Origin of the sequence: Anaerobutyricum hallii (genome assembly GCF_900209925.1) — a bacterium.
In the GTDB taxonomy this organism is placed as follows: Bacteria; Bacillota; Clostridia; order Lachnospirales; family Lachnospiraceae; genus Anaerobutyricum; species Anaerobutyricum soehngenii.
The window spans coordinates 1,979,485-2,001,648 of sequence record NZ_LT907978.1; the positions used below are offsets into that span (position 1 = coordinate 1,979,485).

A 22,164-nucleotide genomic window follows, 5' to 3' on the forward strand; every position below is an offset into this window, starting at 1 on the left:
ATTCCTCGTGTTCATTGATTTTTAAAATAATTTATCTGATACTTTTGCCCGTTACTCTCGATATGAATCGCACCTCCCCATAAAGTTCCGTAAATATCTGCTCCATTTTTTTGCAGTCTTTTTATGGTTTCCTTATGTGGATGCCCATATAAATTATTTTTTCCGGCTGACAATATTGCTTTTTGAGGATGCACCATTTTTAAGAATAAATCTGTCGTAGAATTCTTTGAGCCATGATGCGCTGTTTTTAAAATAGAAACAGGTGACGGTACCTCTTTCATGAACAATGCTTCCTGTTCTCCTGGCAGATCACCTGTAAACAGCATCGTAAACTTTTCATATGAGAGAGCAAATACTATAGAACCACTGTTAACATCTTCATCATCCCATCCTTTTACTGGATGAAGACAAGATAGGCTTATTCTGTCAAGCTTTATAATATCTCCCTTACTTATTTTTAAAACATTGGCGTTACTCTTTTTTATAACTTCCAATATATTTTTCTTGCTTTCTCTGTCTTTTTCCTGTACTTCCCTTTTTTCTGTCTTTTGTTCAGGGAAACGCATCGCTAACGTATCCGGAAGAATAATATTTTTCACAGGATACTCTTCTTCTAACAATTCTCTTATCCCCGAAATATGATCCTCATCCGTATGGGTTATTATAACATAATCTAGATGATCTGTTCCATAATATTTCAAGGCAGGAAGAATCGTATAGTCTGCAATATGTTTCGTTGATGTACTGCCCCCATCAATCAATACGGTTTCGTTTGCAGGGGTTTTTAAAAAAATACATTCTCCCTGACCTACATCAAGCATACTGATCTGTAAAGGAGGCACCGGTCTGCAGAATCTTCCTGCAATCAAGATAAGTATAAAAACACATCCCACACTCCATAAACGATAATACCAGCAAATAAACAGACACAACTCTGCCAGATAAAAAAGGAGAATCTTCCCCCATGATGGACACCCTGTTACAATAACGGCACCCGGCATCTTATGAATAAACTGGAATATCACATGAAAGCCTCTTAACAATAGGACTGCGGGGATACATCCTGCCATGCCTGCCCATAGCTGAAACAATCCCACGACTCCACCTGTAATCGCACTAAGCAAAAGCGGGCTCATTGCCGGAATTACAAAAAGATTCAGCAAAACACTATATGGACTCCACTGATAATAAAACCGTAGCAATAACGGACCAATTACCATAGAAATAATAACACTTGTAAAAAAAGCCTGCCTTATTCTTTTTTTCCACTTGCTTTCTATTAAGAATTCACCCGGTATCAATTTACTTTTTCTTCGTTTTTCCTCCAGTTCTTTCGCAAAAGGAACAATCATTCCAATGGCAAAAATAGAAGTAAATGAAATAATACATCCACTTTCCAGAATTCTCAGTGGACTGTCATATAACATTAATATTCCCGCCAGACTCATAGAAGTAACCATATCATATTCTGCTCCGAAATACTGTGCCAGCAAAAAAACCAAAAACATAATGGCTGCCCGGAAAACAGAATTTCCAAAACCGGTCATAATCGCATAGAATAACAGAACAAAGCTTGAACAGATACATGAAACAGCATAACTAAACTTTCTTTTTCTTAAAAAACGAAACAACATTCCTCCAACGATAGAAACGTGAAGCCCGGAAACGGCCAGCAGATGCGCCACTCCATTTTCTTCATATAAACGTTTCTCTTCACTAGACAGTTCTGTCTTATCTCCCAGAAACATTGCTTTTAATAAACCATATTCATTTTCAGAAAGTATATAGCAATAAACTGCATCCATTCTTTCTCTTACCCTGCCTGCCATCCGATATACCGACAAAGGCCGTTCCTTCTTTCTGCTAATCGCCTTTCCAAAGAACTGATAGCGGATTCCCAAGGAATAATAATATGTTCTTGCATCAAATTCTCCTGGATTAGAAGTTTCTTTGATTGCACTCAGTCTGCCTGTACAACTGATCTGATCTCCCGGATAAATCTTCTTTTCAGATACTTTAATCTTTAAAATACGACATTTCGCCCTTAATTTATAATTTTCAAAAAAATAACTTCCTTTTTTATACTTTAAAGAACCCTTCCCTTCTTCCCAAAATGAAACTTCACTTAATGTAAGCTGGTACTCCCCTTCCGCTGTTTTCTTTACAAACTCTACATTTCCGCTTAATGTACCATCAATCTCTCTTTTCGCAAGCATCTGATCTGCCGTATCCGGGTATTCTGCTCTAAGAAGCAAAAGACCTCCGGCAAAAAATAAACCATAAAATATAATTGCATATATAAAAAGAGGGCTCCGTTTTCTTTTTATTCTCTGATACAATCCAAAACAGATTAAAATAAGAATAAAAAGAAACAAAGCCATCACAAAAAAACCTGTCCTGTTTAAAGAAATGGCTACAGCCTCTCCAAGCACAAGCCCCATAAAAAACAGAAAAAATGGTCTTTTCACTTATTCTCCCTTTATTGGTTCATCGCAAATCACCTATATGTATACCTGATCTGCGGTCAATATTATGATGTTAGGGTCCCAAAGTCAAACACCTTATCGTACAAGCACGAACGGCGTTTTGACCTTTTGACCCTGACATCATATTATTTACATAAAGAAAAATTACTTGTCAGAAACGTATCGAACTTTTCAAATTCATTTAACTTACTGACTCTTTTCCCATCAATCGTAAACTGAACCTGATAAGCAGTATCTAGATCAGTAAGAGTATTCACCATCGCATACACCGTAATCTTTTCCTTTACATCTGCTACAGCATTCTCTATATCACTGCTCAAATCCACATAACAGGTATTATTCATAATCTGCGTCTGATTCACATGAAAATCCTGTGAGAGTGGACTCTTCAAATTCTTCTTTGAAGCCGGAGGATTCTTCAGCATAAGAAGAACCTGCGTTTCAAGTGGAACATTATTCTTTACTTCCACTTCTCTAAAACAGGAAATAAGCTTATCTCCTGTCTTATTCGTATAATATAGTTTTACTTTTTTCTTTTCTGAATAAATACTCTTCTCTCCATCATCTGTCAAAAGAGTATCTTCATTCATCAGCCCTACCGGAACTTTGTCTGTATCTAATAAACTAGAACCATTGACAGAAAAAGTAATCCCTTCAACTCCTTTAATCTGAAGCAGCGACTTCACAACAGATGTACGAAGTAATACTTCCTTTACATGACTAAGCTGACCATAGGCTGCACCAAAGTCTATATTCTCCTTTCCGTTTTCCAAAGGCGAAACATCATTTACTGCAATCCCATCAAAAATGGATGCCTTATACTCACTTGTATTATTCCCCTCTGTATCGGAAAGTTTATAAAGCACTTCATAAGATGCCTTTACCGAATCATTCGGATTCTGTAAAGTATACGGAACCTTTTTAAATCCATCTTCTTCTGCATTCAGATAATATAAGTTAATTGTATTCTTATCTTCTGCCGCTTCTGTTGTTATCCCTTCCCCGCTGTCCGTCTTTTCCTTTGATGCTGCGGAAGATGCCGTATTGCCACCGTATCCACACAAAGTACTTAATAAAAGCAGACTCAGGAAAAATAACAGATATCCTTTTCTCTTTAATCTTCTCATGTGTCTGTCTCCTATCCAATATAATTGAGAGGGATACGGATAATAAATGTTGAACCCTCTCCTTCCTTGCTGTGAACACGAATGGAACCTTTATGCATTAAAATAACATTTCTTGTTATAGCAAGACCAAGACCGGTACCGCCTGTTTCTCTTGAACGTGCCTTATCTACCCGATAAAAACGTTCAAAAATCTGTTCCTGACAATCTTCCGGAATACCACATCCCGTATCTTTTACACGAATATAAAAGAACTTATGATCCGCATTCAGTGAAACATCTACACTTCCGTTATCATCATTATACTTTACAGCATTCTCAATAAGATTATTGCATGCCAGAGAAAGCTTTACCTCATCTACTTCTGCTATTACTTCACGCATCGTCTCCAAACGAATCTTAATGCCTCTCTTTTCCGCAATAGGAGAAATCCTCTTTAACAACACCTCTAACAGATCATTAATCTTTACAGAGGAAATATTTAAATTTGCCTGCGTTTTATCCATCTTCACTAATGTAAGCAAATCTGTAATGATCTGATTCTCCCTGTCAATCTCATGAACAATATCATTCATAAATTCTTCATAAAGCTCCACTGGAACATCTGGCTGCATCAACAGGGAATCTGCCAGAATCTTCATAGAAGTGATCGGTGTCTTTAATTCATGAGAAACGTTCGATACAAATTCCTGTCTTGTATTCTCCAGTTCCTTATATCGATTAATAATCTTATTAAAAGTAGAGGAAAGATTATAAAATTCTCTAAAATTCTCTTCAACCAATCCTTCTTCCTGATGTCCTGCTGCAATAATATCAAGTTCATTTTGCATTCTTCGAAAACTATTACGAATGAGAAGTGCAACGAGAACACTAAAAATTATTGTAATGATTATAAAAATACCAAGAAGATTATCTCTCTGATCATATAGATATTCCGACATCTCATTACAATTATGCAGCGAAACAACTGCAATGATCAATCCTCTTATATCTGGCTTTTCACTGCTCTTATCCTCTATGGGAAGAATAATCTGAAGATATTGATCCCCTATATATCGGTAGGAAACTTTTTCACCGTTCATAGCATGAATCGTCTCTTTTGTAACAAGGTACTTTCCACAGTTACGATTATATGTGTCAGCAAGAATCTTAAAGTGGCTGTCTATTAACAGAATCCTCCCCTCAAGATTATTGGCAAGCTGCTCCACTTCAAATATACTCGCCCCAGACTCTCCCGAAAGACTGCTCATATTATAATTTCGGAATCCGTTATTTACAATCTGATTAGAAAGTACGGCACACTGCTTTTGTGTGTACCGTACTCTCTGATCAATCGCCTTTTTCTCATAATAATTGATCTGACTTGAAATTCCCACTATCAAAAAAATATTAATCAGGAAAAATGTTAAGATTCCGACTACCTGATATAATGAAATATAGCGGAAAACTCTCCTTATACTAATCTTGGAAATAGTATCCTACCCCCCATTTTGTATGAATATAAAGCGGCTCACCCGGATTCTTTTCGATCTTTTCACGAAGCCTTCGGATATGTACGTCCACTGTACGAACATCCCCCGGATAATCATACCCCCATACAATATTGAGCAGATTCTCTCTGCTGTAAACTTTGTTAGGATGGAAAGAAAGAAGTTCTAACAAATCATATTCTTTGGCGGTAAGTTTCACTTCACTTCCCTCAACAAATACTCTTCTGCTGTCGCAATCTATCTTCAATCCATTCTTCTCAAATACTTTCTTCTTCTCATCTTCTGTTACTCTCTTGGAGCTTCTGCGCATGATGGCCTTAATTCTGGCCTTTACTTCAAGAATATTAAATGGTTTTGTAATATAATCATCTGCTCCATACTCCAGACCGAGAATCTTGTCCATGTCATCACCTTTTGCTGTCAGCATGATAATTGGCATATTAGAAAATTCCCGAATCCTCTGGCAGACTTCAAACCCATCCATCTTCGGAAGCATCACATCAAGAAGAACAATATCGTACTCTGTCTTCTTAGCCATCTCAAGGGCTTCTTCCCCATCATAGGCGCAGTCAACTTCCATATCATCCTGTACAAGAGAAAATTTAATTCCCTTTACAATCAGACGCTCATCATCGACAACCAGCACTTTTTTTCCCATAACACACCTCAGTTAACTGTAATTAAATCTTTTATTCGATTAAAAATGCCATCTCCTATTCCAGCGACATCTTTAATTTCCTCTATGGAAGTAAAGGTTCCCTTTTCTTCCCGGCGGGCAATAATCGCATCTGCTCTTGATTCTCCAATCCCCGGCAGGGTTACCAGATCCTCTTTCGATGCTCTATTAATGTTCACCGTATCTTTTCTTTGGGAAGCTGACAAATCTTTTTGTGAAGATTGCTCTTCATTAAGCGCTTCCTTCGCCTCATCTTTTGACGGAACATAAATCTGCATTCCATCCTGAAGAACTTCCGCCAAATTCCATGCTGTCTGATTCGCTTTCTCCGAAAAACCTCCGGCGGCATTGATCGCCTCCTGCGTTCTCGCACCAAAATGTAACGAATATACTCCCGGCTTCTTCACACATCCACAGACGTGAACATAAATCTCTGTCTCTTTCGTCTGCTCTGTATTCCATTCTGTCTTTCTTTCTGCCCTTACAATAGCTGTAGAATCTATACTTTCTTCCTCTCTTACAGGAACAGAAAAAGAACAGCCTGACAAAATAATCATTACGATTCCAAGTGCTGTGCTAATCAACCTTCTCACTATACTCCGTCTCAAATCAGGAATTCTCCTCCTTACTGAAACAGTTCCGGAATATTTCTTCATATTCCGCAGAAAATGTTGCCTTTGCATATTGTCCATAGTCTTATTAATAATACCGAATATCTAAAAAAAACACAAGAGGATATGACAATTTTCTTTTACTCTCTTGCTTTAAATAGAATGATTCCTGCAAGAAACAGTCCCGTTCCTAATAATTTCATCCAATCAAATCCACTTTTTTCCACTCCAAAGATTCCGAATACTTCAATAAGATATGCCACAATAAGCTGTGCCGCCACAATAAGCATCACTGCTTTTGCCGGTCCTAACGCTGACATCCCTGCAATTACAGTAAATGTAATAAATGCCCCTATAACCCCTCCTAAAAGATAATATTTCGGTTCTACTGTCAAAATTTCTATTGGCGGATTCTTTTTTCTTTCTTTAAAAAACCATATAATAAGACAGACAAGAAAACCCGTACACTGCACAAAAGAATTGGTAAGCCATGTCCCTGTCTGCTTCGTTACTTCTGTGTTAAAAACTCCCTGAATACTCATAAGCGCTCCGGATAGCAGCGCTGCAATAATTCCAAACATAAAAAACCTCCATACTTTTTCCTTTATTTTTATGTACTCACAAAATCAAGCACAGAAAGATTCCCTGAGTACCTTTCTTTTAGTATGGAGATTTTTTACTTTTTTATACGATATTTAATTTTTACTGAATTCCATTCTCTTTCAATGTTTCCGTAAGAATGGCAATCATTTCATCCACATCTTTCTTCTCAATAACCAGCGGCGGAACAAAACGAATAATATTGGCTCCTGCTGAAATAATAACCAGACCCTTTTTCAAAGCAGTAACAATAATATCCCCAACAGGTTTTTCAAATTCAAGTCCCTGCATCAGACCAACACCACGATGTGCTTTAATCTGTGCAAACTGATTATTCACTTCTTCAAGCTTTTCATATAAATAGGCTCCCACTTCATTCACGTGAGATACGATATCCCTTTCTTCAAACTGACGGAATACTTCACACACCGCTGCTGTTGCAAATGGATTTCCACCGTAAGTTGTTCCATGATCTCCTGGCACTAAGGCATGAGAAGCTTTCTCATTTGTTACAAAAGCTCCTACCGGAACACCACAGCCAAGTGCTTTGGCAAGTGCCATAACATCCGGTTTCACTCCATAAAGATCATGAGCATACAAAGAACCGCATCTTCCCATACCACACTGTACTTCATCAAATATAAGCAGGATATCTTTCTCATCGCAAAGTTTTCTAAGTCCTTCTAAAAACTCTTTCTTTGCTGGATAAATTCCGCCTTCACCCTGAACAACCTCACAGATAATACCGCATGTCTTATCAGTAATCTTAGACTTTACATCATCAAGATCGTTAAAATCTGCAAATACTGCACGCATTTCTACCGGTACAAAACCATCCTGATAATGTGCATTGCCTGTTACAGATAATGCTCCCTGACTTCTTCCATGAAAAGAATGATTCATAGCAATAAATTCATAGTCTTTGGAAGGATCTTTTAAATAAGCATACTTTCTTGCCACTTTTAAAGCACCCTCAATCGCTTCTGTACCGCTGTTTGTAAAGAATACTTTAGACATTTTTGAAGTCTTAACGATTTTCTCTGCGGCATCGATCGCCGGTTGATTATAATAAAGATTAGAAGTATGTAAGATCTTGTCAATTTGTTCTTTTAATGCATCATTGTATGTTTTATTATTATATCCTAATGCAAATACTGCAATACCTGCTGCAAAATCAAGATATCTCTTTCCATCCATATCATAAAGACAAACACCGTCTCCTTTTTCAAATACAACCGGATATCGATTATATGTTTTTAAAATATAATCTTCTCCCTTTTGCATATATTCCTGCATCTTTGTCATACTGTTCACTCCTCACTTAATTTAACCACTGTAAAGTATTTATATAATTGTTTGAAGTTCTGTTTTTTATTCTATAATGTACTCTCGGAATCGTTTTGTGCTTGATTTAGACTCCGAGAGTACATCTTATATTAAAAAAGAGGCTCTTTTAAAATAGCAGTACCAATACCCTTTTCTGTAAAGAACTCCAAAAGAAGGCAATGTGCCACGCGGCCATCTAAGATATGTACTCTTGAAACGCCCTGTTCAATCGCATCAATACAGTTATTGAGTTTTGGAAGCATCCCTCCCCCAACTACACCATTCTCAATAAATTCTTTTGCAGATTTAATATCCATCTCAGAAATTAATGTCTTTTTATTCGTTGGATCAATAAAGACCCCTTCAATATCTGTAAGAAATACTAACTTTTCTGCATTCATCGCTTTTGCTACACCACAGGCAGCATCATCTGCGTTGATATTGTACGCATTAAATTCATCATCAAGACCAATTGGTGCAATTACAGGAATAAAATCATTATCCATTAATGTATTTAAAAGATCTGTATTTACTGTAGAAACTTCACCTACAAATCCGATATCCTTTCCATCTGGCATCTTCTTGTTAACACGAATCATATTTCCGTCTTTACCACAAAGACCTACCGCATTGACACCCATCTTCTGCATCAGACCAACAAGTTCTTTATTTACTTTATTAAGAACCATCTCCGCAACATTCATGGTATCTTTATCTGTCACACGAAGACCATTATAAAATTCTGGTTCTTTTCCACTGAGTTTTACCCACTTACTGATTTCTTTTCCACCACCATGAACAATGATCGGACGCATACCAACTAACTTAAGCAAAGCAACATCTTTAATTACGTTCATTTTTAACTGATCATCAAGCATGGCACTTCCACCATACTTTACAATAATTGTTGCTCCATTAAAACGACGGATATAAGGTAACGCTTCAATCAGCGTATTCGCTTTTGTCATAATTTCATCTACATTGTTGTTGATTTCCATTTCTGTCATATCTCTATCTCCTCTTTATGAACGGTAGTCTGCATTAATTTTTACATATTCGTAAGTAAGGTCGCATCCCCATGCGGTTGCTTTTTCCTCTCCGGCATGAATATCGAGAATCGCCTTCACCGGATCTGCTGAAAGAATCTGTGTTGCCTTTTCTTCACTGTAATCCGTTGCAATACCATCTTTTACAATAGCAAGGCTTCCTTCTTCACTCTCTAAAACAATATCTACTTTCCCTGGATCAAATGTTACTCCACTGTATCCCATCGCACAGAGAATTCTTCCCCAGTTAGCATCCTTTCCAAATACAGCTGCCTTTGTTAAAGTCGAACATACAACAGCCTTACTGATAATCTTCGCATCCTCCTTTGTTGCAGCCCCATTACAGGTTACTTCAAAAAGACGGTTACATCCTTCGCCATCTCCTGCAATCTGTTTTGCAAGATATTCCATAACGTAAGCGAGTGCTGCCTTAAATTCTTCAGCGTCCTCATTCTCTTCTGTAATTACCGAATTCTCTGCCATACCATTACAAAGTACAAGGCAGGTATCATTCGTTGAAGTATCTCCATCTACGGAAATCATATTGAAGGTATCCTCTACAATCTCACTTAAAAACTGCTGTAAAAGCTTCTGATCAATTGCCGCATCACTTGTAATAAAGGAAAGCATGGTTCCCATATTTGGATGAATCATACCAGCACCTTTACACATACCGCCAAGTGTTACTGTCTTTCCGCCGAGCGTACATTCTACTGCGATTTCTTTCTTGCAGGTATCTGTTGTTAAAATAGCTGTTGCGGCATCCTCTCCAGCTTCCTTTCCATAAGCAAGCTGTGGAACCAGCATCTCAATTCCTTTTTCGACAACATCCATCACCAGCTGTGCTCCAATTACTCCGGTAGAAGCTACCAGCACATGCTCTGGTGCTACGTTAAGAAGTTCTCCTGCCTTCTGTGCTTCTTTCTTACAATTCGCAAGCCCTTCTTCTCCTGTACACGCATTCGCAATTCCACTGTTTACGACAACGGCCTGTGCCTTTCCTTCCTTATATACAACATCTCTATCCCAAAAAACCGGAGCTGCTTTCACAACATTCTTTGTAAATGTTCCTGCACAAACTGCTTCTTTTTCAGAATAAATCATTGCCATATCTTTATTTGTCTTTCCTGCCTTAATCCCGGCACGAAGACCTGCTGCTTTATATCCCTTTGCGGCAGTAACGCCACCTTCTATCACTCTCATAATAACCTCCAGCTTCAGAATATATTTACCTTATATGTTTACCTTGTAAAAATCAAAATAATTGTTTATGGGAATACAGGAGGCATTAAAAGTCCTTCTGTTTCCGGCAGACCAAATAATAAATTCATATTCTGCACAGCCTGTCCGGCTGCACCTTTTACAAGATTATCCATCGCACCCATCATAATGACACGATGTGTTCTCTCATCTAACTTCACATTGACATCTACATAATTACTTCCCTCTACCCAGCGGGTTTCCGGACATACACCTGCATTTAAGAAACGTACAAACTGTTCATCTTTATATGCATCTTCATAAATCTTACGAAGCTCTTCTTCCGTAACATCCTTAACCAGATTTGCATAAGCTGTTACTAAAATACCTCTGTTCATCGGAACAAGATGTGGCGTAAAGTTAATAACCGCTTCCTGTCCGGATGCATAAGATAACTGCTCCTCAATCTCCGGTGTATGACGATGTGTTGCTACACCATACGCCTTAATACTCTCATTAACCTCACAGTAAAGATTCGCAACCTTAGCTCCTCTTCCAGCTCCAGATGTTCCAGACTTTGCATCTACGATCACTGACTTCATATCAATAAGCCCTGCCTTAGCTAACGGATAAATAGAAAGGAAAGAACAGGTCGGATAACATCCTGGATTTGCGATCAATCTGGCATTCTTAATCTTATCTCTGTTCACTTCACAAAGCCCATAAACAGCTTCTTCAATAAACTGTGGACTCTGATGTTTGATTCCATACCACTTCTCATATGTGTCTACATCTTTAATACGGAAATCAGCGCTCAGATCAATAATCTTTACCTTAGATAATACATTCTCACTTACTAAAGAAGAACAAAGCCCCTGCGGAGTAGCCGTAAATACAACATCAACCTCCTCACAAAGCTGCTCTAAATCTTCTCCTTTACAAATATCCGGCACCAGCTGGAACATATTCTGAAATACACTCGCATATGCCTGATCTATATAACTTCTAGAACCATACCACTTAATCTCTACATCTTTATGTCCAAGTAAAATGCGGACAAGCTCCTGTCCTGCATATCCTGTCGAACCAATAATACCAGCTCTTATCATTCTTTATCATCCTTTCTCTTTAATGTACTCTCAGAGTCTTTCTTTCACTTGATTTTGTGAGTACATTTTATTCTTAGCATCCTTATCATTCTTTTTACTCTTTGTAGTCATCTTTTATATCAGATGTGAGATGATGCGCATCTCGCAGCAAGAATGCCAAGACATTCTTGAATATACATAATCTATATATGAAAACTGCAAATCAATTTCAGTTTTCTATTATCCCACAAAGTTTTCCAAAAAACAAGAGGCATCATTTTGCATATTTGTTTGCATATTTATTCGGAATTTTTCATAATTATACAGCTAAAAAGCAATTTATGCAAGTATTAATTAATTTTTATTAATAATATGCAAAAAAAGCTCTTGCATTTTCCTTTATAATGACGTATAGTATATAAGACAATTTAATCATCTGATGAAAAATTTAGGAGGATATATAGAATGAGTAAAGAAAAAGTAGTTTTAGCCTATTCCGGTGGTCTTGATACTACCGCAATTATCCCTTGGTTAAAAGAAACATATAATTATGATGTAATTTGCTGCTGCGTTGACTGTGGACAGGGCGAAGAACTTGACGGATTAGAAGAACGTGCTCTCTACTCCGGTGCTTCTAAGTTATATATAGAAGATATTACAGACGATTTCTGTGAAAACTACATTATGCCATGCGTACAGGCAGATGCCGTATATGAGAACAAATACCTTCTCGGTACTTCTATGGCACGTCCTGGAATCGCAGCGAAATTAGTTGAGATCGCACGTAAAGAGAATGCCGTTGCAATCTGTCATGGTGCTACCGGTAAAGGTAATGACCAGATTCGTTTTGAACTTGGTATCAAAGCTTTAGCTCCTGACTTAAAGATCATCGCTCCATGGCGTGATGACAAGTGGCAGATGGATTCTCGTGATGCAGAGATTGAATACTGTAAAGCACATGATATTCACCTTCCATTCTCTGTAGATAACAGCTACAGCCGCGACCGTAACTTATGGCATATCAGCCACGAAGGTCTTGAACTTGAAGATCCTGCCTGTGAACCAAACTATGATCACTTATTAGTATTAGGCGTTTCTCCAGAAAAAGCTCCTGATGAACCAGAATATCTTACAATGACTTTTGAAGCCGGCGTTCCTAAAACAATCAACGGCGAAGAAATGAAAGTTGCTGATATCATTCGTAAATTAAACGAATTAGGTGGAAAGCATGGTATCGGTATCGTTGATATCGTAGAGAACCGCGTTGTTGGTATGAAGTCACGTGGTGTTTATGAAACTCCAGGCGGAACAATCCTTATGGAAGCACACCGACAGTTAGAAGAACTCGTACTTGACCGAGATACTATGGCAGTAAAGAAAGACATGGGTAATAAGCTTGCTCAGGTTGTATACGAAGGAAAATGGTTCACACCACTTCGTGAGGCAATCCAGGCATTTGTAGAATCCACACAGAAATATGTAACTGGTGAAGTTAAATTCAAGCTTTACAAAGGTAACATCATCAAAGCTGGAACAACTTCTCCATACAGCCTTTACAGCGAAACACTCGCATCCTTTACAACAGGCGATCAGTACGATCACCACGATGCTGAAGGATTCATCACATTATTCGGTCTTCCATTAAAAGTTCGTGCAATGAGAATGCAGGAATTAGAGAAAAACCACAGTAAATAATTCTGGTTTGCTGCAGGCAGGGGAGACGCTCCCAAAGAAAGAAGCCACCCTATATTTGTGACTCTATCACTGCGGGTTGGATGTGCGCTAAACGGCTCACATCCAATCCTCGTTCTAAGGTCACAAATATAGGGTGGCTTCTTTCTTTGGGAGCTGTGTTTTGGCTGAAGCAAAATCAAACATTCATGTTGAAGAATTTGAGGATTCACTTCCCCTGACATTCTATATCTCCAGTCTTCTCCCCTCCAAATCCTTCCAACTGATTTTTGAGCTGCCAACAAGCAGAACTCAGGAAAATAAATAAAGCATATTTGTGGCCTCGGAGCAATTTTTTTCCTGAGTTCGTCTGTCTTGCAGCTTCACAAGTTATTTTTCTCGATGTAGATATCTATATATTTCATCGCATCTCTTCCATGATCAGCTGTTAAAAATTCCATTCCCTGTGAGCGAACATATTTATAGAACTTAATTAAAAGCTCTTCATTGATCGTAATGTTATTCAGCCCATAACACATCACTACATCTAACTCTTTTTTCTCTATCGCTTCCATGATACGGCGAAAGCCTGGTCTGTCTGTATTTTCTGAATCATATTGTCCAAAATCTGTATAATGAAGGAACTCACAATTCTCTTTTCCATAGATTTCTTCCGCTACTTCATGGCATTTTTCATAGGATTCTACCATCTCTTGAATAAAATGTCTGTAACATAGTTTGCAGGCCCCTCTATAGTATTGATAATGATAAATACCTATTCTCTTTTTCATTTTCATTCCACCCCGTCCATTTATAATAAAAAAAATAATTATTATTTATTATAAAACAGCAGGTAATCTAATATAGATACAGATTCACACAAAATCTGGGAAATATGTGGAGTGAGATAAAGGAACAGACAAAGCCCAAGAATTATGTTAACAAAAATATTTTATTTCACCAAAACGGTTAATCCATTCGTTTATGATATCATCACTGTTTGCAGCTATCATCCGCATTAATTTTTTTAATATTCTTTCAGGAATCTGTGAATTATTATTAGAAAGAATTACATTCCCAGTGCTGGTAATCCAAATTTTTGTTGCGGTGGATTTAGCTCGCCCTTCAGATATATGGACATGAATAGGTTCTAACGGGTCACCTTCATTAGACCAAAAATAAATACTGTATGGTCCAATTCTAAGAAGTTGCGGCATTTAAAACGCCCCCTTCTTGCGAAAACTCTATAATAAGATGAGCATTTTTACGAATCAACTGTTTAAAATAGGATATTTCTGTATCACTATATCCTTCAATATTTTCCCATTTATAGGCTGGCAACCAACATGTTGCATTATGGAATCCACCTACTTCATCTGGAGTTTCAATATACACTTTTACACTACCATCTGCCTTCATCTCAGAATGAGTGATTTCCGTATCATCATTCAGCGTCATAAAAGGATACATCATAAATATCCCTCCCTTCTATCTGTTATATTTATTGTAATATAAGTAATAATACATTGCAACAACTCAAATCTAAATCCTGATTGAACAACATCGCGACGTGATGGCTTAGGAAAGCTATGGCACAACGATGTTGCTCAATCAGATTTTTTGCTATTGTTTTCTTCTTCCCATTCTTCCTTTCTCGTTTTTGATTGTATAACTGCCACGCCAACTACTATAATAAATCCAATGATTATTTCAAGACCTATTGCAATACTTTCCCCAATACTCATACCTTGAAATATATTCATTCTTTCCTTTGATGCTATTGGAAATACCACCCACAAGAATCCTACAGCCGCTTCTATTCCCTGTATCCATTTATTTGAATTACGCAACCTTCTTTCTGGCATTTTTTTATCAAGATAACACATACAGAAAAAAACTACTGCTGCCAAGATCCAGTAAATTATATTTATTCTATTAATAGAAGGCCATTTTTCAGATAATTGAAATGGCAGCATGAGCAATTCCAAGCTCACAAATTCGAGAATATAGATTACTGCCTGTACTCCATAAAGCTGTTTTTCATCAAGGGAGGCAAGTAACATTTTTTCTGTCTCTTTTTTATATTCTTTTTCCTGTATTTTTTCTCCCGCAAAGAATTCGCCAATACTTATATTCAATTCTTTGCAAAGAGATTCTATAATTCCTACATCTGGTATAGAGCGTCCATTTTCCCACTTTGAAACCGCCCGGTCTGTTACTCCTAATTTTTCTGCCAGTTCTTTTTGTGTCAAATTTAGATTCTTTCGATTTTGTGCTATGAACCTTCCTACTTTTATTGGCTCAACCATATTTTCACGCTCCCATAAAATGATAGTATTTATTTCCAAATTTATATTTAGAAACCTGTTTTCGATATAAATATCCTAACACATTTATAGGAAAATCGCACTCTACTATCAGTTGAATCCTAATTTGCACAGCAAATGATTTAACTATTTTGATTTTTTCTTCGGGTAAATATTTCCTTCTCTTGGACATAAAAAAATCCTCCTAAAGTAGATTTGGTTATTTGCCTTGTCTACTTTAGGGGGATTATATCCGTATCCTCCGGAGAACTTTCTTAAACTCTTAAATAATTATTATTTTACTGTCACTTTACATTTAACTGTCTTACTTCCAGACTGCACAGTAATCACAGCGTTACCCTTTTTCTTTGCTTTTACAACACCCTTTGAAGTAACCGTCACAATCTTTTTATTGCTGGATTTATATTTCAATTTCTGAAGACTTGTCAATGGTGCTACCGCTGCTTTTAATGTTACTGTCTGATTCTTTTTCAGTTTCAGATTCTTAGACATTCCTGTGATTTTTGCAGTTTTTACTGCGGCTTTCTGAACAGTAATTGTAATTTTTTTCTTTAATCCACTCTTTAAAATTATGGTAATTGTTGTTTTACCCTTTTTTCGTCCTGCTACAAGAGTACAGGTTCCATTAGGCTTTCCAGAAACTTTTACAACTTTTGTATTACCAGACTTCCAGGATGCTACAGAATCTCCATTTGCAAGACCGCTAACTTTCAGGACAGTTGTTTTCTGTTTTATTTTTAACGGAAGCTTTGCTGCATTTACTTTCATTGTTGCTGCAAGCTTCTTTCCATTGTTTCTCGTCTCTTTATATCCGCACACATTACAAGTACGAATCTGTACTTCCGGTGAAAAAACAGTAGCATCCTTTATTGTTTGCCAGGAAGAAAATTGATGCGCTCCGATTCGTACTACTTTTTTTGTTTCGCCGCATCTCCTGCATTTCAGATTCTGTAACCCTTCTTCCTTACACGTTGCTTTTTTCTCACTGACAACTTCCCAGTCATGTCCCTGTGCCGGCAGTGTTTCTTTTAATTGTATATAACCACAATCCTTACACTTCGTTACTCTTTCTCCAGGCTCCGTACATGAATTTGTATAAGTATATGTATAAGTTACAAAGGTATGTTTATGATCTGCTGTGTATTCGTAATAAACCGTTGCATTGTAAAAGTTGTTCTGATTCAATCCGGCAGCTATCCATTCTTCTCTTGTTCCAGTATATCTGATTGTTTTTATTGGTCTATAATCTGTAAAAATATTTTCACCGAGCGCTGCACTTTTAGGAAGTGTTATCGTCTCAAGACTTTTACATTCAGCAAATGCATGCTTTCCAATGCTGGAAACACCCTCATCTATCACAAGTTCTTTTAGATTCTCGCAGCCATAAAATGCATACTCGCCAATTGTTTTTACTGTGCCCGGAATATTTAATGATGTCACTCCGTTACAACCCTGGAATGCACTGTTACCAATAGTAGTAACATTCTCAGGCAATACAATGTTTTCCAAACTACTACAATGATAAAATGCTATTTTACCAATACTGGAAACTTTTGAAAAATCAAACTTTTTCAAACTTGTACACTCAAAAAAAGCCCCTTCCTGTATTAATAATTTTCCAGGTATATCTGCTTCGGTAAGCTTAGTACAATTCAAAAAAGCATAATTTCCAAGTAATGCCATATCTGATTCTTTTACTTTTACACTTCCAAGACTTGTACATCCCTCAAATGCATTCTTACTTACTGCAAGACTTCCTGTAAATTCTACACTTTCAAGACCAGTACAATCTTTAAATACACATTCACCAAGCTGAAGCACTTTTTTACCAGCAGCATTTACTGCACCTGTTGCTGTGATACTTTTAATTTGCTTACATCCTTCAAAAGCAGAATTGCTAATCTTAGAAAGCACTCCCTTTATCGTAACAGTCTTAAGATTTGGGTAATTCATAAAATTTCTTTCTCCAAGAGTAGTAATTCCATCACCTATGATTACATCTGTAATCTGTTCTTTATAATAAAACCATGGTGACCAATCCGGAGTAGCTCCCGTTCCCTCAATTACAAGTTTTCCACTGTCATAGACACTCCATGTGATATCAGAATCATCAAGCTGATCCCTATACATAAGATTTCCATACTCTGAAGCTTCACTGCCCCCGCTCTTTTCTGTGTCACCTGACATAAGCTTCGTATTTACTATGTTACCCTGCTTTACATTCGCAAATACTGCTTCTCCTGGCGCTACAGCCAAAAGCATTGCTGCTGATAAACTCACTGCCATCATCTGTTTTAGTTTTAGTCTCATTTCTTTCCTCCCTGGATATATCAAAGATATCCTTTATTTTTTATATTTATTATATTATAAATATAAATGTATTTCAATAATTTAACATGACAATCCTGACCTGTAGATTTGGTGTAGACGAAAAAAGAAAAAATACCATATCCCATCTGCTCTGTAGTCGCTGTGTTTAAGATACTTGCTCGCATCTTAAACATGCTCCGAAGCCACATCTGGGATATGGTATTTTTTCTTTTTTCTGACTATGCTAAATCCACAGTTGGACAACGTGGAATGTACCAGAAGGATATGACTTTCCGGGAAATTAAAGTCTAATAGAATATCCCATATCATAGGCTTTTTTAAAAACACTTTGATTCTCGACCAATCCAGCATCCATCACGTTTGCTGCATATATCTTTCCTGCAATCTTATATTCTTCCAGATGCTCTACAAAACCATTCAGATCACCAAGCGATCTTTCAATAATGTCCTCACCCAAACCAGCCGATATAATGTAGTAAATCTCTTTTTTACCAAGATGCTGCCAGATAGGATAAGTACGGTCAATAAAGGTCTTCATCTGGGCACTGATTCCATAAAAATAAACCGGTGTAGCCAGTACAAGTACATCTGCTTTCTGAAACATTTTTAGTATCTCAGCCATATCATCTTTTAATACACAGGTGCCACCATTTCTCATACAGCCGTCACAGGCTCTGCAAAAACCTATATTCTGCTCCATGATGCGTACGAGTTCCACCTGATGTCCTTTTGCTTCTGCACCTTTTTTAAACTGCTCACACAAGATTTGTGAATTTCCTTTTTTTCTTGGCGAACTTGAAATAATCAATACATTTTTCATTCGTTTTCCTTTCCTACATACTGATTTACAAACTTTTTATAACTTATCTTTCCAGATACTATAGATTTGATACTACATTGATTGGATTCCCTCAATATAACTTACACCCATAAACCCACCTCTATATTTTCCATTCAAATATATTTTGATTATATCACGATTCCCTTAGATTGAATATCTATAATTTTTAATACTTTCCATAAAATAGAAAAGAAAACATTCTACCTCTCTCAACCTAAAATCCTGATTTGTAGACTTAATGTAGACGAAAAAAGAAATAATACCATATCCCATCTGCTCTGTAGTCGCTGTGTTTAAAATGCTCATCCGCATCTTAAACACGCTCCCAAGCCGCATCTGGGATATGGTATTATTTCTTTTTTCTGACTACTTTAAATCCACAGTTGATGAAAATGGGGATTCTCCAAAAGATTATGAATTCTCGGGAAATTAAAGTCTAAAAGATTGACACATTTCTTCTGAAAGTTTCCATCTGAATAGAAATCGTAGACTTTTGGAGAATCTCCTCGTTTTTTAAGGAAAAAATGGAGCGTTTGGCGCAACGGAACAAAATCAAACTTATAAAAATTTTCTTTTCTTTAGATACCTTAATGCAATTCAGCAACATAGAACAATTTAAATGTCAGTCCTTTAGAAATTAATTTCCCGGAATGTCATAAGCTTCTGGTGTAGTCCATGTTATTAAACTGTAGATTTAGAATAGTCAGAAAAAAGAAACAAATAATACATCCCAGATGCGGCTTGGGAGCGTATTTAAGATGCAGGTGAGCATCTTAAATACAGCGACTACAGAGCAGATGGGATGTATTATTTGTTTCTTTTTTCGTCTATTACCAAATCTACAAATCAGGATTTAAAAACTACCTCTCTTATAACATCATCCATCCAAATACATAACGGAGTGACAAAAAACCATATAATAAGAAATGGAATACAAATCTGCCCCCGGTAATTAAAAGGCACTTTTGAGTAATCCCATACATGAAGCTTCAAATAAATATTCACAATGACACCCGTTAAATATTCATAAGAAATAATAATAAGACTCCCCAGTATCATTTGCAAAAGAAAAGAGGGATGCCATTTTTTACCTTCATTTAATAATCCAATCGTATAAAAAGATAATCCCCCACAAATAATCATAGATATATGAGAATAACCCCGATATAGAATCTCAAAATTAAAATATACCATTCCTCCAAAACTAATAAGAAATAATGGCTGCACTATTTTTGTTATCACAAAATGTCTCATTCTCTGCCGCTCCTAAAACACAATTTTTATTGTGAATAGTATTGGCAGAGTGGAATTTTCTATACGAAAAAAGAACAAATACTATATCCCATCTGCTCTGTAGTCGCTGTATTTAAGATGCTCATCCGCATCTTAAACACGCTCCCAAGCCGCATCTGGGATATAGTATTTGTTCTTTTTTCTGTCTAATTTAAATCCACAGTTAGCAACATGGACTGTGCTCCTTATTTTTTAATTCATTTGTAGAATTGATTAGACAGCCGCTGTAATAGAACTTTCTACTGAATTGTAAGGAAATTATGGTAAAGAAAAGAGAATTTTTATAAGTATTGCATTTTGTGACTTTGCGCTGTGGAATTTTGACTCTGAAAACTTCGGACTTGTTTTTCCGAAGTTTTCGTTTTTCGAGGCAAAATGAAACGTTTAGCGCAACGGAACAAAATCAAACTTATAAAAATTCTCTTTTCTTTAGAAACCTCAATCCAATTCAGTTAAGTAATCTCCCTTCAGCGGCGTCTGTTTCAACCCCTACAAATCAGGATTATAGTACTTTGGAAAGAAATTCCTGTGTTCTTGCTTCTTTCGGATTATCAAAGATATCCTCCGGTGTTCCCTGTTCAAGAATTCTTCCCTCATCCATAAACATAACGCGGGTTCCAACTTCTTTTGCAAATCCCATCTCGTGGGTTACTACTGCCATTGTCATTCCCTGATCGGCAAGGTTTTTCATTACTTCTAAAACTTCTCCTACCATTTCAGGGTCAAGGGCGGATGTTGGTTCATCAAAGAGCATCATTTTCGGCTTCATCGCAAGAGAACGAACGATGGCAATTCTCTGTTTCTGTCCACCGGATAACTGTCCCGGATAAGCGTCTGCTTTTTCTTCTAAGTTAACTAATTTAAGAAGTCTAAGAGCTTCTTCTTTTGCTTCTTCTGGCTTCATTAACTTCAGACGTACCGGTGCAAGTGTAATATTTTCCATGATTGTCTTATGTGGGAAAAGGTTGAAATGCTGAAATACCATTCCCATATGCTGACGAACTTTATTAATGTCTGTTTTAGGATCTGTAATATCAATACCATCAAAGATAACCTGTCCGGATGTCGGACGCTCTAAGAGGTTCATACAGCGTAAAAATGTAGACTTACCGGAACCGGATGGTCCAATGATAACTATTTTTTCACCAGGGGCGATATGTTCATTAATATCATTTAATACCTGATGACTTCCAAAAGATTTATATAAATTTTTAACGGATATCACTTTCTCTCAGTCTCCTTTCCAGTTTGCCCATAAGCCATGTAAAGAACATAACAATTACAAGATAAATAACCGCTACAATTAATAACGGCAGCATTGCATCATAAGTTATACCACGTATAATATCCCCGCCTCTGGTTAACTCGTTAAGACCGATATAACCACAGATGGATGTTTCTTTTAATAATGTGATCATTTCATTTACCAATGCCGGAAGACAGTTTTTGATTGCCTGTGGCATGATAATCTGTAACATGGTATCTGTATAGCCAAGTCCTAAGGAACGTCCTGCTTCCATCTGTCCTTTATCAACAGACATGATACCTGAACGGAAAATTTCTGCAACATACGCCCCGGAGTTCACACCAAATGTGATAACCGCTACCATAACTTTATTGTTAGAAGATGCTAAAACAATAAAGAACATGATCAATAACTGTACCATCGTTGGCGTACCACGAATAACTGTCAGATATACTCGACAGATCAGGTCTGCCAGCTTGATCAGAAAACTTCCAAAACCTTTGCTCTGATCTTCTTTCAGCTGATCGTGTGTTGTACGTATCACCGCAATGACTGCTCCAAGAACTAATCCCAGAATCAATGCAAGGAACGTTACTTCCAATGTTACTTTAAGACCATCTGTAATGTACTTCCAACGCTGATCTGCAATAAAGTCCAATATAAACTTTGCTTTTATGCCTGAAAACCACTCACTCAAAATCTCAACCTTCTCTTTCTTAAATATTCATTCGTATTTACCTGTTACTTTATAAAACAAAAGAGTACCCGGGACAACTGCCCCGGGTATAGAAAGCGGTATACACTGCTT

Annotated in this window: 22 protein-coding genes; 2 read left to right on the forward strand and 20 right to left on the reverse strand. The window is 37.0% G+C overall.

What is annotated here, in order from left to right:
* Nucleotides 1-11: 11 nt before the first annotated feature.
* The 10 genes from EHLA_RS09040 to argC all read right to left on the reverse strand — a co-directional run bounded on the left by EHLA_RS09040 (nucleotide 12) and on the right by argC (nucleotide 11,668).
* Nucleotides 12-2,468: a DNA internalization-related competence protein ComEC/Rec2 gene (locus EHLA_RS09040; protein ID WP_096240418.1), complete on the reverse strand. Its 2,457-nt coding sequence runs from the start codon at nucleotides 2,466-2,468 to the stop codon at nucleotides 12-14.
* A 143-nt stretch (nucleotides 2,469-2,611) separates the two neighbouring features.
* A complete protein-coding gene (locus EHLA_RS09045) occupies nucleotides 2,612-3,613 on the reverse strand; it encodes a GerMN domain-containing protein (protein WP_096240420.1) in 1,002 nt (333 codons plus the stop codon).
* Between the two features lie 11 nt (nucleotides 3,614-3,624).
* A complete protein-coding gene (locus EHLA_RS09050) occupies nucleotides 3,625-4,989 on the reverse strand; it encodes a sensor histidine kinase (RefSeq protein WP_096241608.1) in 1,365 nt (454 codons plus the stop codon).
* 79 nt (nucleotides 4,990-5,068) lie between these two features.
* Entirely contained in the window at nucleotides 5,069-5,758 is a 690-nt protein-coding gene (locus EHLA_RS09055) for a response regulator transcription factor (RefSeq protein WP_021906729.1), read from the reverse strand.
* An 8-nt stretch (nucleotides 5,759-5,766) separates the two neighbouring features.
* Complete coding sequence (locus EHLA_RS09060) at nucleotides 5,767-6,384, reverse strand: helix-hairpin-helix domain-containing protein (protein WP_162290856.1); 618 nt, start codon at nucleotides 6,382-6,384, stop codon at nucleotides 5,767-5,769.
* Between the two features lie 143 nt (nucleotides 6,385-6,527).
* Nucleotides 6,528-6,968, reverse strand: a complete 441-nt coding sequence (locus EHLA_RS09065) for a DMT family transporter (RefSeq protein ID WP_096240424.1) — start codon at nucleotides 6,966-6,968, stop codon at nucleotides 6,528-6,530.
* 121 nt (nucleotides 6,969-7,089) lie between these two features.
* Nucleotides 7,090-8,292 (reverse strand): aspartate aminotransferase family protein, encoded by a 1,203-nt coding sequence (locus EHLA_RS09070; RefSeq protein ID WP_096240426.1) that lies wholly within the window; start codon nucleotides 8,290-8,292, stop codon nucleotides 7,090-7,092.
* 131 nt (nucleotides 8,293-8,423) lie between these two features.
* Nucleotides 8,424-9,320, reverse strand: coding sequence for an acetylglutamate kinase (gene argB, locus EHLA_RS09075; protein ID WP_096240428.1), 897 nt, complete (start codon nucleotides 9,318-9,320; stop codon nucleotides 8,424-8,426).
* A 15-nt stretch (nucleotides 9,321-9,335) separates the two neighbouring features.
* Entirely contained in the window at nucleotides 9,336-10,562 is a 1,227-nt protein-coding gene (gene argJ / locus EHLA_RS09080) for a bifunctional ornithine acetyltransferase/N-acetylglutamate synthase (protein WP_096240430.1), read from the reverse strand.
* A gap of 65 nt (nucleotides 10,563-10,627) precedes the next feature.
* On the reverse strand, nucleotides 10,628-11,668 hold the full coding sequence (gene argC / locus EHLA_RS09085) for an N-acetyl-gamma-glutamyl-phosphate reductase (RefSeq protein ID WP_021906723.1): 1,041 nt from the start codon (nucleotides 11,666-11,668) through the stop codon (nucleotides 10,628-10,630).
* Between the two features lie 444 nt (nucleotides 11,669-12,112).
* Here argC and EHLA_RS09090 point away from each other — a divergent pair, with 444 nt between their 5' ends.
* The gene (locus tag EHLA_RS09090; protein ID WP_096240432.1) at nucleotides 12,113-13,342 is read left to right on the forward strand and encodes an argininosuccinate synthase; all 1,230 of its coding nucleotides are present in this window, start codon (nucleotides 12,113-12,115) and stop codon (nucleotides 13,340-13,342) included.
* Nucleotides 13,343-13,502: 160 nt separating this feature from the next.
* Complete coding sequence (locus EHLA_RS16235; protein WP_157908569.1) at nucleotides 13,503-13,646, forward strand: hypothetical protein; 144 nt, start codon at nucleotides 13,503-13,505, stop codon at nucleotides 13,644-13,646.
* A gap of 55 nt (nucleotides 13,647-13,701) precedes the next feature.
* Here EHLA_RS16235 and EHLA_RS09095 read toward each other — a convergent pair whose 3' ends face one another.
* From EHLA_RS09095 to EHLA_RS09140, 10 genes are all read right to left on the reverse strand, one after another.
* On the reverse strand, nucleotides 13,702-14,109 hold the full coding sequence (locus EHLA_RS09095) for a recombinase family protein (RefSeq protein WP_021906721.1): 408 nt from the start codon (nucleotides 14,107-14,109) through the stop codon (nucleotides 13,702-13,704).
* 147 nt (nucleotides 14,110-14,256) lie between these two features.
* Entirely contained in the window at nucleotides 14,257-14,535 is a 279-nt protein-coding gene (locus EHLA_RS09100) for a DUF4160 domain-containing protein (protein ID WP_005347744.1), read from the reverse strand.
* Nucleotides 14,519-14,791 carry a hypothetical protein gene (locus EHLA_RS09105; protein ID WP_005347742.1) on the reverse strand — a complete coding sequence of 91 codons (273 nt, stop codon included), beginning with the start codon at nucleotides 14,789-14,791 and terminating at the stop codon, nucleotides 14,519-14,521. The genes EHLA_RS09100 and EHLA_RS09105 overlap by 17 nt, the downstream gene beginning before the upstream one ends.
* 134 nt (nucleotides 14,792-14,925) lie before the next feature.
* Nucleotides 14,926-15,627: a helix-turn-helix domain-containing protein gene (locus EHLA_RS09110; protein ID WP_096240436.1), complete on the reverse strand. Its 702-nt coding sequence runs from the start codon at nucleotides 15,625-15,627 to the stop codon at nucleotides 14,926-14,928.
* Between the two features lie 4 nt (nucleotides 15,628-15,631).
* Entirely contained in the window at nucleotides 15,632-15,817 is a 186-nt protein-coding gene (locus EHLA_RS09115; RefSeq protein WP_096240438.1) for a hypothetical protein, read from the reverse strand.
* Nucleotides 15,818-15,918: 101 nt separating this feature from the next.
* Entirely contained in the window at nucleotides 15,919-17,955 is a 2,037-nt protein-coding gene (locus EHLA_RS09120; RefSeq protein WP_096240440.1) for a leucine-rich repeat protein, read from the reverse strand.
* 301 nt (nucleotides 17,956-18,256) lie between these two features.
* Complete coding sequence (locus EHLA_RS09125) at nucleotides 18,257-18,796, reverse strand: flavodoxin family protein (protein WP_096240441.1); 540 nt, start codon at nucleotides 18,794-18,796, stop codon at nucleotides 18,257-18,259.
* A gap of 867 nt (nucleotides 18,797-19,663) precedes the next feature.
* Nucleotides 19,664-20,071 (reverse strand): putative ABC transporter permease, encoded by a 408-nt coding sequence (locus EHLA_RS09130; RefSeq protein ID WP_096240443.1) that lies wholly within the window; start codon nucleotides 20,069-20,071, stop codon nucleotides 19,664-19,666.
* A gap of 541 nt (nucleotides 20,072-20,612) precedes the next feature.
* A complete protein-coding gene (locus EHLA_RS09135) occupies nucleotides 20,613-21,335 on the reverse strand; it encodes an amino acid ABC transporter ATP-binding protein (RefSeq protein WP_096240445.1) in 723 nt (240 codons plus the stop codon).
* Nucleotides 21,322-22,053 (reverse strand): amino acid ABC transporter permease, encoded by a 732-nt coding sequence (locus EHLA_RS09140; protein ID WP_096240447.1) that lies wholly within the window; start codon nucleotides 22,051-22,053, stop codon nucleotides 21,322-21,324. Before EHLA_RS09140 ends, EHLA_RS09135 begins: the two co-directional genes overlap by 14 nt.
* Nucleotides 22,054-22,164 lie beyond the last annotated feature (111 nt).

What these genes read in the sequence shown, in the direction of transcription:
- EHLA_RS09045 (WP_096240420.1), bottom strand. Translation starts at nt 3,613, where the DNA reads ATGAGAAGATTAAAGAGAAAAGGATATCTGTTATTTTTCCTGAGTCTG.
- EHLA_RS09125 (WP_096240441.1), bottom strand. Translation starts at nt 18,796, where the DNA reads ATGAAAAATGTATTGATTATTTCAAGTTCGCCAAGAAAAAAAGGAAAT.
- EHLA_RS09090 (WP_096240432.1), top strand. Translation starts at nt 12,113, where the DNA reads ATGAGTAAAGAAAAAGTAGTTTTAGCCTATTCCGGTGGTCTTGATACT.
- EHLA_RS09055 (WP_021906729.1), bottom strand. Translation starts at nt 5,758, where the DNA reads ATGGGAAAAAAAGTGCTGGTTGTCGATGATGAGCGTCTGATTGTAAAG.
- argB (WP_096240428.1), bottom strand. Translation starts at nt 9,320, where the DNA reads ATGACAGAAATGGAAATCAACAACAATGTAGATGAAATTATGACAAAA.
- EHLA_RS09115 (WP_096240438.1), bottom strand. Translation starts at nt 15,817, where the DNA reads ATGTCCAAGAGAAGGAAATATTTACCCGAAGAAAAAATCAAAATAGTT.
- argC (WP_021906723.1), bottom strand. Translation starts at nt 11,668, where the DNA reads ATGATAAGAGCTGGTATTATTGGTTCGACAGGATATGCAGGACAGGAG.
- EHLA_RS09130 (WP_096240443.1), bottom strand. Translation starts at nt 20,071, where the DNA reads ATGAGACATTTTGTGATAACAAAAATAGTGCAGCCATTATTTCTTATT.
- EHLA_RS09070 (WP_096240426.1), bottom strand. Translation starts at nt 8,292, where the DNA reads ATGACAAAGATGCAGGAATATATGCAAAAGGGAGAAGATTATATTTTA.
- EHLA_RS09105 (WP_005347742.1), bottom strand. Translation starts at nt 14,791, where the DNA reads ATGATGTATCCTTTTATGACGCTGAATGATGATACGGAAATCACTCAT.
- argJ (WP_096240430.1), bottom strand. Translation starts at nt 10,562, where the DNA reads ATGAGAGTGATAGAAGGTGGCGTTACTGCCGCAAAGGGATATAAAGCA.
- EHLA_RS09065 (WP_096240424.1), bottom strand. Translation starts at nt 6,968, where the DNA reads ATGTTTGGAATTATTGCAGCGCTGCTATCCGGAGCGCTTATGAGTATT.
- EHLA_RS09110 (WP_096240436.1), bottom strand. Translation starts at nt 15,627, where the DNA reads ATGGTTGAGCCAATAAAAGTAGGAAGGTTCATAGCACAAAATCGAAAG.
- EHLA_RS09095 (WP_021906721.1), bottom strand. Translation starts at nt 14,109, where the DNA reads ATGAAAAAGAGAATAGGTATTTATCATTATCAATACTATAGAGGGGCC.
- EHLA_RS09100 (WP_005347744.1), bottom strand. Translation starts at nt 14,535, where the DNA reads ATGCCGCAACTTCTTAGAATTGGACCATACAGTATTTATTTTTGGTCT.
- EHLA_RS09120 (WP_096240440.1), bottom strand. Translation starts at nt 17,955, where the DNA reads ATGAGACTAAAACTAAAACAGATGATGGCAGTGAGTTTATCAGCAGCA.